Raw genomic sequence first — 11,991 nt, forward strand, 5'->3', positions numbered from 1 at the left:
GGGGAGCGAAGCCGGCTCGACGCCCGCCTCGCGCAGGATCGACGGTGGCAGCCAGGGATCGAAGACCCGGATTTTCGCGCGGAAGCCGGAGAGCACGCGGTTCAGCGCCCGGCCGAGATCGCCGAAGCCGACGATGCCGATCTCGGAGCCCGACAGGAGACGCGCCGAGGCGTTGCCCTCACCGCCCCACAATTCGCGCCCCTCGCGGAAGGCGACATCCGCGTCAATGACGCCGCGCGCAAGGTTCAGCGCCATGGCAAGGCCGAGCTCGGCGACCGGCTCGGCGAAGACCTGCCCCGTCGTCACGACATGGATGCCGCGGGCAAACAGGATCTCGTAGGGCATGTTGTTAAGGAGATTGCTCTCGACGTTCAGGATGGCACGCAGATCGGGCATGCGGCCCAGTGTTTCCGCCGAAAGCGGCGGCTGGCCGATGATATAGCGCGCCTCCGACAGTACGGCGTCACCGAGCCCGGCAATGTTTTCCGGATCGGCCTCGACGATGCGGTAGGTGCGGCGCAGTTCCGCTTCGGCCTGTGGCGTGAAGATGAGATCGAGCGTGCGCGGCTCGGGCGCGCTGATCACCAGCGGCATTGTCTTGTCGGTCATGGCTCCTCCGGATGTGCGTCCATGCCGTGGTAGCACGGGCGTGAGGAGCGTGCGACCGGGGTGCTTGCGCAATTCCGGACGCAAAACCGCTGCACCCTTTTCCGGATTGACTAGTACCCCAGGCCGCGCAGGGCACGCACGCTGGACGGCGGCAGCGCCGTGCCGCTTGCGGTTATGCCGTTCTGCTCGCAGACATACATGTTGCGCGGCATCCAGCGGAAATCGCGGTCGCGCGCATAACCCACCGTCGGTTCGCAGGCCACCTGCCCCTTGCTCTTGTATTCATCGGTGGCGTCGCTCGGCGTCACGCCGGGCAGGTCCTTGAACACCTGCGCCTGGCCGCCGGCGGCGGATAGCAGAAAAGCCAGAAGGGCAAGGGTGGCTCGTGTCTTCATCGTCCTATCCGGCGAAGCCGGCCTTTCGCAATCCACAAAGAGATACCGCCGGCCGGCGACATGCGCTATAGGCCTGCGATCATTCCAATTGGTTAGATGGGGTTTTTCATGGCAAGTGCAATCCGGTATCACGAAGGTGACATCTCGGCGGCCGATGCGGCCCGCTATACCGGGGCGATCGCCATCGATACGGAAACGCTCGGCCTCATTCCGCGCCGGGACCGGCTCTGTGTCGTCCAGCTCTCCTCCGGCGACGGCTCCGCCGACGTCATCCGCATCGCCGCCGGCCAGAAGGAAGCGCCGAACCTCGTCGCCATGCTGGAAGATCCGAGCCGCCAGAAGATCTTTCACTATGGCCGTTTCGACATCGCGGTGCTCTTCCACACCTTCGGCGTCACCACGACGCCGGTCTTCTGCACCAAGATCGCCTCGCGCCTGACGCGCACCTACACCGACCGCCACGGCTTGAAGGAAAACCTCAAGGAAATGCTCGACGTCGACATTTCCAAGCAGCAGCAGTCGTCCGACTGGGCGGCCGAGACCCTGTCGCAGGCCCAGCTCGAATACGCCGCCTCCGACGTGCTGCATCTCCATGCCCTGCGCGACAAGCTCATGGCGCGTCTGGTGCGCGATGGCCGACTCCCGCATGCCGAAGCCTGCTTCACCTTTCTGCCGACCCGCGCCAAGCTCGATCTGATCGGCTGGGAAGAGACCGACATCTTCGCCCATAGCTGAGCCCTGCGGTGCAGAACGGACAACAGCACCAGACCGGCCCGACGCTGGAGCCGCTGCGCCGGCTCATTCGCGGCCGGCTCGCCGCCCTGCCGCCGGGGCTTTCGGAATTCATCCTGTTCGGCTTGAAACAGGCTTGGGCCTGCCTGTTCGGCGGACTGATGCTCGGGCTGATCATCCTTACCAAGCTCGTCTGGCAGCCGGACTGGCCGCTCTACCGCTATGATGCTCTCTTCCTGATGGCGCTCGCCATTCAGGTCACGTTCCTGATGCTGAAGATGGAGACGCTTGAAGAAGCGAAGGTCATTCTGATCTACCATGTCGTCGGTACCGTCATGGAGATCTTCAAGGTCCATATGGGCTCCTGGACCTATCCCGAGGAGGCGCTGATCCGCATCGGCGGCGTGCCGCTGTTTTCCGGCTTCATGTATGCCTCGGTGGGAAGCTACATGGCGCGCGCCATCCGTATCTTCGACATGCGTTTCACCCATTATCCGCCGTTCTGGACGACGGCGGTGCTGGCGATCGCCATCTACGCCAATTTCTACGCGCACCATTACCTGCCCGATATCCGCATCCTGCTCTTTGCGGCCACCGTGCTGCTCTTCGGGCGGGTACGCATCTATTATACGGTGGAGATAAAGCCGCGCTGGATGCCGCTGGTGCTCGCCGCGTTCCTCACCAGCATCTTCCTCTGGATTGCCGAAAATATCGGCACGGCAACGGGTGTGTGGCTCTATCCCGGCCAGCATGTCTGGCACATGGTGTCGTTCAACAAGCTCGGCTCGTGGTATCTGCTGCTTTATGTGAGCTTCGTGCTGGTGACGATCGTCTGCCGGCCGCAACCACCCGACACCCCTCAAATCCGGCCGGCGCAGACTTAACGTCCGATTAACGGGCGGGCAGCTATCCTTCCAGCGATTCTGGAGGTTGCCATCATGTTGACACCCCTGCAGAGCGCGCAGTCCACCGCCGCCGTTTCGGCGCTGCAATCGATCGTCACGACGATCGAGGACCGCCAGCGCGAGGAAGCGGAAAAGGCCAGCGGCCGCAAGAAGGACGATCTCGTCCAACAGGGGCATCTGCGCCCTGACGATGCCGCGCGCCAAGCCAATGCCCGCATCAACGAACATTTCTTCGGCAACAGCATTCAGGACGGCGACACGCTCGCCAAACTGATCTCCCGCTTTTCCGACGCGCTCGGCATAACCCAGCAGGAGGGCGAGACCGCCCGCAATTTCGCCCAGCGCCTTGCCGACCAGTTGACCCTCGTCGATGCCGTGGGGCTTCCCTCGAAGGGCAGCGAGCTCAATGTTTCCTTGCGGGCCCTCGGCACGACGCTCGATGCCGTCAAACAGGCGATGAGCGGTCCTTCGGACGATGCCGGCGCCAATCTCGTCGCGCGCCTGGCGCTTGCGACGGGTGTAACGCAAGGCGACGGCGAGGCGGATGCCGACTACGAGCAGCGCCTCTCGGCCATGCTGACCCGCCAGCGTGGCGAATTGCCGGCCGATACGGCGACGATCGAGAAGAAGACCGGCCTGACCGATCTCGGCCTGCGCGCCAGCGATCTCGTGGCGGCGATCCGCAACCCCTATGGCGAGGAAGCCGGGCGCGTGAAGGATGCGCTGGCGGAAAAGGCCAAGGATGAAAAGGCGCTGACGCCGGAAATGCAGAAGGTGCTCGCGCGTCTGGAAGACGCCGCGAACCCCAAGACGATCGACGAACTGAAGCTCGAGCGCACCAGGCGCGACCCGACCCGCGTCGAGGATGCCGAAACGCGCAAGGAGCGCGAGGCGACGATCCGGAAGCTCGAGGCGGGCGAAAAGCTCGAGGACGTCAAGGATTTGCAGGACGCGATCGGCCGCGCCCATGAGGATGCCGCCAAGGGCAAGACGGACGGTAAAACCGCGACCGGACCGTCACAGGATGCCGTCGATACGATCCAGCTCCTCGCTTCCGGTGCGGAAGCGACCAAAGCGGTTGAAAAGGCATCCACAAAACCCGACAACACGCTTCTTGAGCGCAAGGACGCGCCTGCGGAAACGACGGGCGAGGCCGTGCGCAATCTCGATGCCGCCGGCACGAAGGAGAAGGACGAGCGGGAGGACGCGAAAAAGGAAATCTTTGCCCTGCGCATCGACGACAACGGGATCTACGACCTGATCACACGCCAGCTCGTCGCCTAAGCTTTCTTCCTGACGATGCCGAGCCTTGCGATCACCTCCGGCGGAATGCCGTAGCGGCGGATCGCGTCCTTCTGGCTGCGCAGGCCGCACATTTCGCGCTGGATGAAGAAGGCCCAGACCTTGTCGGCCGCGTCATTGAGCAGGTCTTCGCGCTCCGTCTCGCTACACCCGGCAGCAAGACGCTCCGAGAGCAGCGCGATCGCCTTCTCGACCTTCAGCCCGTGCCGGCCAAGCGAATCCGCCCGCTCCGACATCAGTTCGTATTCGAGGATATTGAGCCCCGTCTCCTTGGTGAAGGAGGGGGCGAGCGCCTGCGGCGGGCGTACCGTCATCTTTCGTCTCCGTCAGGACCTCAAGATGGCGTGGCAAAGCCCGGACGACAAGAGCCTCACACCGCGCGGGCGCGCACCTCTTCGAAATGCCAGTCTACCAGCAGCTTGCCGTCGCGCCAGACAGGCTGCAGCAGGTTGCGGCGACCGGCGAGCTGGTCGACGCGTGCACCTTCCAGGCCGATATAGCCCTCGACCACTGCCTGGCGGCCGGCCTTGGAAGCCTTCAGGTTCATCGTCGCCGGACGCTTATAGACATCGTGCCAAGCACCGGCGGAATCCTGCCTTGCATTGGCCTTCATGGCGAAGGAATATGTATCGCGGTTGACGCGCTGGAGCAGGCCCGCGCCCATGCCGAAGGCGATGTTCTCCGCCGAGAAGCCGAAGGCCTCCAGCCGGCCGAGAATGAGGCCGATATCGGCGGGCGAGATGCCGTCGCCCTGGATGACGCGCACGCTGTTGTCGAGCACCTTGTAGCCCTTGCCGTTCAGATGCGTGCCGAAGGCATAGGCGAGCTGGCGCAGCACCTGTACCGGGGTTTCGACCGGATCGCCGCTGTCGGGCCGCACGACAAGCGTGCCGCCGGCCGCCTGTACGCGGTCCTTCAATTGCTTGCCCCAGATTTCCGAGACGGCATTGTTGATGTCGTAGCTGTCGGAGACGACGGCATAGAGGCCCTTACCGCCGAACTTGTCGATCATGTTGCCATAGGCCTCGGCCTCATGCTCCTGGCCCCAGGAGGTCATGGTCGAGTGTTCGGAGGCGGGAATGGAATAGCCGGCCATGTCGGCGCCATAATAGCGGCGGGCATAGAGCACGGCACTCACCGTATCCGTGCCCATGAAATTGACGAGATGCGCCGCGCCGCCGATGCCGGCCTGCTCGAGGCTGGTCGTTCCGCGCGCACCGAAATCGTGCAGGCGGAAGGGCAGGACGCTTGCCGGATCGTCACAGGTCTTCTCCAGGAACGGCTGGATGATCTGTTTCACCTTGCGCGAATTGGAGGCGACCGTGCTCGGATACCAGATGGCGCGCAGGAAGGCCGTCTCGATATAGGAGGTCAGCCAGTAGCAGGCCGGATCCGTATTCACGACCTGCGCCACCGGTACGCCGCGGCGCACCAGCGTACCCTCCGGCAGCGCCTCGATAAGGAGCGGCAGGTAGCCGCCGTGTTTGTTGACGATATGCGTCCAACCCTCGCGGTTGAACGGCAGGCCATGCGCCGTGACGATGGCTTCCGCCTCATCGACATCCTGCATCGTCACCGGTTTCGACAAATATTCCTTGAGGAACATCTGCAGGCCGAAGAACAGCACTTCCGCATGGTCCGAATGGCCGCGCGCCTCGACATAGGACGAGATGGCGTGCGTTTCCGGCGGATATTGCAGGTAATGGCTGAACTTGTAGCTGTCGGTGTTGAGGACGAGGTTGGTGAGGTTCATTGAAAAGTCTCCGCCGCATCCGCGGCCCGCTTCACCGGCGGCCAACAGTGCTGGCAAGATTTACTTGAGCTGAGCATAAGGGGCAAGGGCCGTCGAGCGGGACAACACGGGAGGATTTGCTGCAGCTGCGAAGGCTCTTTCGTCCGTTAGGAATTCGTTAACCATAAAATGGCAAATTTAGAAGCCAGAAGTTGTTCGGAGTCCCGGGAACACCCGTCCGGCACAGTCAAGCGGTTCAGTTTACCCGTCGCCTCCGCGTAAGAAGCCTGGTTCGTCCGGGCCGAAGCATCCCCTCGCAGCGTCGCGCATGATGCGCCATCCGACGAACGATGGAACATTGGCAAGACCTTGCGGATGCGGCGCATCGGCAAGGCGGCGAACAGGAGGCAGGCATGCTGCCGCGCGTGGCACCGACGACCGGGACGGCCCAACCCACCCCTGCCCTCGCGGCCGGGGCCTCGGTCGATGCCGCCGCCAAGCCCCCGCTTTCCGCAGCCGCCCTTGCCAATCTGCGCGCCGAAGTCGTGCTGCGCCTCATCGAGACGCTGCTGAAGCACATGCCGCACAGCGGCGAGCCGAGCCCCAACCGCGACCTGCTCGAGACATTGCTGACCGTCCTGAAGACCCTGCCTGGCCGGGACGGCGAAAGCGGCCGCAAGCTCGCCGACCTCATCGCCAAGCTGCCGCCCGAAATGCGTCCGGCCGTGGAAAAGCTGATCAGCACCGTCCTCTCTGCCGTGCCGACGCGCACGCTCGTGGAGATCGTGCGCAATCCGAACGGCCCGGAGGCGCAGAAACTCGCCACCCTGCTGGCCACGAGCCTGATAGCCGAAGACAACCACGCGACCGAGGGCCACACCGCCGGTACGCAGAAGCCTGCTGCGCTTACGGCGCAGCAACTTGCCGTCATCGGCCGCCACAGCCTGCAACAGGCCGCCCAGATGGCGCAGCTGCTCAGCGGCGATGCCCGCACCCTGCAGGTCATGCTGAAACGCGTCTTCGATTTCGACGGCGGCAGCAAGCCGCGCGCCGTGACCGGCCAGCCGGCGGAAGCGCCTGTAACCGCGGGAAAGGCCGAGAAAGCGGCAACGCTTCCAAAAGCCGAAATCGCGGTGAAAACGGAAACGTCGGTGACCACGGCAAGGGTGGAAACGGCCGGCAAGGCTGAAACGCGCGCAACGACGACAGCGCGGAGCGAGCTTGCCGGCACCGTGCGGCAGCCGAACGAGACTCCCGTCGTTCAGCGGACGCCCGAGGCACGCCCGGTCGTGACCGCGCCTGCCCCAGTGCTTGCGGACGACCGCCCGATGGTGGAAGCGCTCGATATCGCCAAGCCTCAACAGGCCGATGCGCAGGAGCCTGAGGACGGCACGCCCGCAACGGTCAAACGCGAAGAACCCTCGCTTCGGCAGCCGCTCGCCAACACCGCCGGCCAGGCCCTGGCGCGCAGCGTGCTGCAAGCCGTGGCCCGCGACCTGCCGCCTGCCCTTCTGACGGAAGCGGTCATTCATCTCGTCGAAAACCTCTCGCCCGAGGAGGCGACGTTCCTGCGCACGCTTCTCGAACGTCCGCTCGATTTCGTCCTGCCGCCGGACATCGACTTGAAAGGGACCAGGCTCCCACCTGTCGTCGAACAGGAGGCGGAGGCCGTCGCAGCTGCCGAACAGGATGTGGAAACCGCGAGCGCCGACGTGCCGGAGGAAACGGCGCGCCTTCGGCCCGATCCGACGCAAACGGCATCTGTCCTGGCACGGCCGGCACCTGTTCTCGCCGAGGAGGCTCGCCCCGCCCAGCGCCTTGCGGAAAACGGCGCTGCCCAGGCACAAGCCGCCGTCCAGCCCGATCTTGCGTTGCCGACCGTGGTCGCCCGCGAGGGAATTCCGCTCGCCTTCGTGCCTTATCTGCCGGCCGAGGACGATCTTGAATGGTCGGAAGCCCAGGAAGCGGAACAGGATGAGGCCACCGATGAAGACGGCACTGCCGGCGAACAGGGTGGCGGAGAGGAAAATTCCCAAGATACGGCTGAAGATGGCGGCGAACCGGAAACACCCGATATGGCCCGCCGGCGCGAAAAGACGGCCGAGATGGTCGGCGTCATCGAACCCGGCCTCGTCTTCTACCAGAAGCTCGGCGACTACTGGACCTAGGCAACAACATCCCCGAAGCGAAAAAGCCCGCGGAGATCACTCTCCGCGGGCTCTTCATTTCGTAAGCCAAGGCTTACTCGGCGTTGCCGCGGTTCTTCAGAGCCGCGCCGAGGATGTCGCCGAGCGAAGCGCCCGAGTCGGACGAACCGAACTGTGCGACGGCTTCCTTCTCTTCAGCGATTTCCAGAGCCTTGATCGAAAGCTGGATCTTGCGATCCTTCTTCGAGAAGCTGAGGACGCGGGCGTCGACGGTCTGGCCGACCGAGAAACGCTCCGGACGCTGTTCGTCACGGTCGCGCGACAGGTCGCCGCGGCGGATGAACGAGGTGAGGTCTTCGTGGTTGACGAGCTTCACTTCGATGCCGCCATCGTTGATCGCAATGACTTCAGCCGAAACGACGGCGTTCTTGCGCAGGTCGCCGGACGTGGCGGCATCGCCGACCGAGTCCTTGCCGAGCTGCTTGATGCCGAGCGAGATGCGCTCCTTGTCGACGTCCACATCCAGAACGACAGCCTTGACGACGTCGCCCTTGTTGAACTCTTCGATGACCTGCTCGCCCGGACGGTTCCAGTCGAGGTCCGACAGGTGCACCATGCCGTCCACGTCGCCGTCGAGGCCGATGAACAGACCGAATTCGGTCTTGTTCTTGACTTCGCCTTCGACTTCCGTGCCAGCCGGGTGGCTGTGCGCGAAGGCCTGCCACGGGTTCTCGAGGGTCTGCTTGAGACCGAGCGAGATGCGGCGCTTCGTCGGATCGACTTCGAGAACGACCACGTCGACTTCCTGGCTCGTGGACAGGATCTTGCCGGGGTGAACGTTCTTCTTGGTCCAGGACATTTCGGAGATGTGGATCAGGCCTTCGATGCCCGGCTCCAGCTCGACGAACGCACCGTAGTCGGTGATGTTCGTGACCGTACCGGAAATCTTCTTGCCGGTCGGGTACTTGGTGCCGATGCCATCCCACGGATCCGACTCGAGCTGCTTCATGCCGAGCGAGATGCGGTGGGTTTCCTGGTTGATGCGGATGATCTGAACCTTGACCTGCTGGCCAATGGACAGGATCTCCGACGGATGGTTGACGCGGCGCCAGGCCATGTCGGTGACGTGCAGCAGGCCGTCGATGCCGCCGAGGTCAACAAACGCACCGTAATCGGTGATGTTCTTGACGACGCCGTCAACAACCTGGCCTTCTTCGAGGTTCTGAACGATTTCAGAACGCTGCTCGGCGCGCGACTCTTCGAGAACCGTACGACGCGAGACAACGATGTTGCCGCGACGCTTGTCCATCTTGAGGATTTCGAAGGGCTGCGGGTTGTGCATGAGCGGGGTGACGTCGCGGATCGGACGGATGTCGACCTGCGAACGCGGCAGGAAGGCAACGGCGCCGTCGAGATCGACGGTGAAGCCACCCTTGACCTGGTTGAAGATGACGCCTTCGACGCGCTCGCCGGCTTCGAACTTGACTTCGAGCTTGGCCCAGCTCTCTTCGCGGCGAGCCTTTTCGCGCGACAGAACAGCTTCGCCCAGCGCGTTTTCGATGCGCTCGACGTAAACTTCGACTTCGTCACCGACCTTCAGCGTGCCGTCCTTGGACTTGGCACCGAATTCCTTGAGCGGTACGCGACCTTCGACCTTGAGGCCGACGTCGACGATGGCGACGTCCTTCTCGATGGCCGTAACGATGCCCTTGGCGACATAGCCTTCGGCGAGATCGTTAGACGCGAAGGATTCCTGCAGAAGGGCTGCGAAATCTTCGCGCGTGGGGTTTGCTTGAGACATTAAAACTCCTGATGTGCCAAAAGGCACGGGCGCCGGGGGTTAGCGTTGATGAGGAACAAAACGATGCCCGCTGCCTTGAAAGGCAGCAAATCCGGCGCGGGGGGCAGGCCTTGCTCTTTATGCTTGCGCGATCCTGAACGGAAAACCGCTTTCACACTTTTCCTAGAATTGCTGGTGCTTAAATGCAGCGTCGACGATCGACCGTGCCGCAGAAAACGCCGCCTCTATACTCATTTCCGATGTATCAAGCAAGTGCGCATCGTCCGCGGGCTTCAAAGGACTGTCTGCGCGGCCCATATCGCGCTCGTCGCGACGGCGGATATCGTCGAGGATCGTCTCATAATCGGCCACCCCGCCGCCGGCGAGGATCTCGTCATGGCGGCGCCTGGCGCGCACCTCCGGCGAGGCGGTGACGTAGAGCTTCACCGGCGCATCCGGGCAGACGACCGTGCCGATATCGCGGCCGTCCAGCACCGTTCCCGGCTCGCGCGCTGCAAAGGTGCGCTGCGCCTCGACCAGCGCCCGCCGCACCGAGGGCATCACCGCGATCTTCGAGGCCGCTTCACCGATGGCATGGGCTGACAGGACCGAACGGTCGAGCCCGGCGAGATCGAGATTGCGCGCGACATCGGCGGCAACCGCCTCGTCGTCGAGCGGCAGGCCACGGTCCAGCAAAGCCTTCGCGGTCGCGCGGTATGTCAGCCCGGTATCGAGATGATGAAAGCCATAGACCTCGGCGATCCGGCGCGAGAGCGTCCCTTTGCCGGCAGCTGCGGGACCGTCGATGGCGATCGTTTTCATGGCGTATCCGTGTGCGTCACAGGCTCGTCATCAAGCGTTAGCGGAAGAAGGGGGGCGATGCCAAGCGCTTTACGCCTCGAGCTCGATCTTCGCGCCCAGTCCCGCCATCAGGTCCATGAACTCCGGGAAGCTCGTGGCGATCATCGTCGCGTCGTCCACCGTCACGGGGTTTTCCGAGACGAGGCCCATGACGAGGAAACTCATGGCGATGCGGTGGTCGAGGTGGGTTGCGACGGCCGCACCCGAGGTATTGCCGAGACCTTTACCATCCGGACGGCCGCGCACGATGAGCGAGGTTTCGCCCTCGTCGCAATCCACGCCGTTGAGCTTGAGGCCGTTGGCGACGGCCGAGAGGCGGTCGCTTTCCTTGACGCGGAGTTCTTCCAGGCCGTTCATCACGGTCGCGCCTTCAGCAAAAGCGGCCGCGACGGCGAGAACCGGGTATTCGTCGATCATCGACGGGGCGCGGTCTTCCGGCACCGTCACGCCCTTGAGCGTGGAGGAGCGGACGCGCAGGTCCGCCACGTCCTCGCCGCCGGCAAGGCGGGGACTGATGACTTCGATATCGGCGCCCATCTCCTGCAGTGTCAGGATCAGGCCGGTTCGGGTCGGGTTCATCAGCACGTTGAGGATGGTGACGTCGGAGCCCGGAACGAGCAGGGCGGCCACCAGCGGGAAGGCCGTCGAGGACGGGTCACCCGGAACGTCGATGACCTGGCCGGTGAGCTTGCCGCGGCCTTCCAGCCGGATCGTGCGCACGCCATCGGCATCCGTCTCGACGGTGAGGTTCGCGCCAAAGCCCTGCAGCATCTTTTCGGTATGGTCGCGCGTCATGATCGGCTCGATGACCGTCGTGATGCCGGGCGTGTTGAGGCCGGCAAGCAGCACGGCGGACTTCACCTGCGCGGAGGCCATCGGCACGCGATAGGTGATCGGCGTCGGCGTCTTCGGACCACGCAAGGTGACGGGAAGACGGTCGCCGTCCTCCGACTTCACCTGCACGCCCATTTCACGCAGCGGGTTCAGCACGCGGCCCATCGGGCGCTTGGTGAGCGAAGCGTCGCCGATGAACGTGCTGTCGAAATCATAGACGCCGACGAGGCCCATGGTCAGGCGGCAGCCGGTGCCGGCATTGCCGAAGTCGAGCGGCGCCTCAGGGGCCAGAAGGCCGCCATTGCCGACGCCGTTGATGATCCAGGTATCGCCTTCCTTGCGGATCTTGGCGCCCATGGCCTGCATGGCCTTGCCGGTATTGATGACGTCCTCGCCTTCCAGCAGGCCGGTGATGCGGGTCTCGCCGCTGGCCAGGCCGCCGAACATGAAGGAACGGTGGGAGATCGACTTGTCGCCGGGAATGCGGACGGTTCCGGTGAGACCGGAGGATTTGCGGGCGGTTGCGGGCCGGGCATTGGCGCCGTGCGACATGGGCGTCTTCCTTGATCGACAGTGGCTTCCCGGAAGAAGTGCCGGGGAGAACGCGGGCTAGCTATCACAAACGATTTAAACCGTCATCCTCCTGCCGAAAAACATTCGGCTCGCAACGCAGGCCGGCTTTCCCCGGAGTCAG

General features: G+C 63.9%; 11 protein-coding genes. 4 read left to right on the forward strand and 7 right to left on the reverse strand.

The window, feature by feature from the left end; all coding sequences use genetic code 11:
* A partial coding sequence (locus ACOZKU_RS19730) for an NAD(P)-dependent oxidoreductase (protein WP_421580296.1) occupies positions 1-609 on the reverse strand: 609 nt, incomplete at its 3' end.
* Positions 610-719: 110 nt separating this feature from the next.
* Positions 720-1,004 (reverse strand): hypothetical protein, encoded by a 285-nt coding sequence (locus ACOZKU_RS19735; protein ID WP_421580297.1) that lies wholly within the window; start codon positions 1,002-1,004, stop codon positions 720-722.
* A gap of 108 nt (positions 1,005-1,112) precedes the next feature.
* On the opposite strand from ACOZKU_RS19735, the gene ACOZKU_RS19740 reads away from it, so the two are divergent.
* Genes ACOZKU_RS19740 through ACOZKU_RS19750 form a run of 3 tightly spaced genes read left to right on the forward strand, consistent with a single transcriptional unit; the run spans position 1,113 to position 3,925 of the window.
* Complete coding sequence (locus ACOZKU_RS19740; RefSeq protein ID WP_314092585.1) at positions 1,113-1,739, forward strand: ribonuclease D; 627 nt, start codon at positions 1,113-1,115, stop codon at positions 1,737-1,739.
* An 8-nt stretch (positions 1,740-1,747) separates the two neighbouring features.
* The gene (locus tag ACOZKU_RS19745; protein WP_421580298.1) at positions 1,748-2,620 is read left to right on the forward strand and encodes a DUF817 domain-containing protein; all 873 of its coding nucleotides are present in this window, start codon (positions 1,748-1,750) and stop codon (positions 2,618-2,620) included.
* 54 nt (positions 2,621-2,674) lie between these two features.
* On the forward strand, positions 2,675-3,925 hold the full coding sequence (locus ACOZKU_RS19750) for a hypothetical protein (protein ID WP_421580299.1): 1,251 nt from the start codon (positions 2,675-2,677) through the stop codon (positions 3,923-3,925).
* On the opposite strand, the gene ACOZKU_RS19755 is transcribed toward ACOZKU_RS19750, so the two are convergent.
* On the reverse strand, positions 3,922-4,257 hold the full coding sequence (locus ACOZKU_RS19755; RefSeq protein WP_421580300.1) for a DUF6665 family protein: 336 nt from the start codon (positions 4,255-4,257) through the stop codon (positions 3,922-3,924). The two genes, ACOZKU_RS19750 and ACOZKU_RS19755, sit on opposite strands and share 4 nt — an antisense overlap.
* Before the next feature lie 56 nt (positions 4,258-4,313).
* Entirely contained in the window at positions 4,314-5,696 is a 1,383-nt protein-coding gene (locus tag ACOZKU_RS19760) for a nicotinate phosphoribosyltransferase (RefSeq protein ID WP_421580301.1), read from the reverse strand.
* Between the two features lie 392 nt (positions 5,697-6,088).
* Between ACOZKU_RS19760 and ACOZKU_RS19765 the strand changes: the two genes are divergently transcribed.
* Entirely contained in the window at positions 6,089-7,843 is a 1,755-nt protein-coding gene (locus ACOZKU_RS19765) for a hypothetical protein (protein WP_421580302.1), read from the forward strand.
* A 73-nt stretch (positions 7,844-7,916) separates the two neighbouring features.
* Here the strand turns inward: ACOZKU_RS19765 and rpsA are convergent, their stop codons facing one another.
* The 3 genes from rpsA to aroA all read right to left on the reverse strand — a co-directional run bounded on the left by rpsA (position 7,917) and on the right by aroA (position 11,849).
* Positions 7,917-9,623: a 30S ribosomal protein S1 gene (gene rpsA / locus ACOZKU_RS19770; RefSeq protein WP_421580303.1), complete on the reverse strand. Its 1,707-nt coding sequence runs from the start codon at positions 9,621-9,623 to the stop codon at positions 7,917-7,919.
* A 162-nt stretch (positions 9,624-9,785) separates the two neighbouring features.
* Entirely contained in the window at positions 9,786-10,424 is a 639-nt protein-coding gene (gene cmk, locus ACOZKU_RS19775; protein ID WP_421580304.1) for a (d)CMP kinase, read from the reverse strand.
* Positions 10,425-10,493: 69 nt separating this feature from the next.
* A complete protein-coding gene (aroA, locus tag ACOZKU_RS19780; protein ID WP_421580305.1) occupies positions 10,494-11,849 on the reverse strand; it encodes a 3-phosphoshikimate 1-carboxyvinyltransferase in 1,356 nt (451 codons plus the stop codon).
* Positions 11,850-11,991: the final 142 nt, after the last annotated feature.

The organism is Shinella sp. M31, from assembly GCF_049199205.1.
In the GTDB taxonomy this organism is placed as follows: domain Bacteria; phylum Pseudomonadota; class Alphaproteobacteria; order Rhizobiales; family Rhizobiaceae; genus Shinella.

Bases quoted from the DNA above. Each gene is read 5' to 3' on its own strand.
- ACOZKU_RS19735 (WP_421580297.1), bottom strand. From the start codon at position 1,004: ATGAAGACACGAGCCACCCTTGCCCTTCTGGCTTTTCTGCTATCCGCC.
- ACOZKU_RS19740 (WP_314092585.1), top strand. From the start codon at position 1,113: ATGGCAAGTGCAATCCGGTATCACGAAGGTGACATCTCGGCGGCCGAT.
- ACOZKU_RS19750 (WP_421580299.1), top strand. From the start codon at position 2,675: ATGTTGACACCCCTGCAGAGCGCGCAGTCCACCGCCGCCGTTTCGGCG.
- ACOZKU_RS19755 (WP_421580300.1), bottom strand. From the start codon at position 4,257: ATGACGGTACGCCCGCCGCAGGCGCTCGCCCCCTCCTTCACCAAGGAG.
- ACOZKU_RS19760 (WP_421580301.1), bottom strand. From the start codon at position 5,696: ATGAACCTCACCAACCTCGTCCTCAACACCGACAGCTACAAGTTCAGC.
- ACOZKU_RS19765 (WP_421580302.1), top strand. From the start codon at position 6,089: ATGCTGCCGCGCGTGGCACCGACGACCGGGACGGCCCAACCCACCCCT.
- rpsA (WP_421580303.1), bottom strand. From the start codon at position 9,623: ATGTCTCAAGCAAACCCCACGCGCGAAGATTTCGCAGCCCTTCTGCAG.
- cmk (WP_421580304.1), bottom strand. From the start codon at position 10,424: ATGAAAACGATCGCCATCGACGGTCCCGCAGCTGCCGGCAAAGGGACG.
- aroA (WP_421580305.1), bottom strand. From the start codon at position 11,849: ATGTCGCACGGCGCCAATGCCCGGCCCGCAACCGCCCGCAAATCCTCC.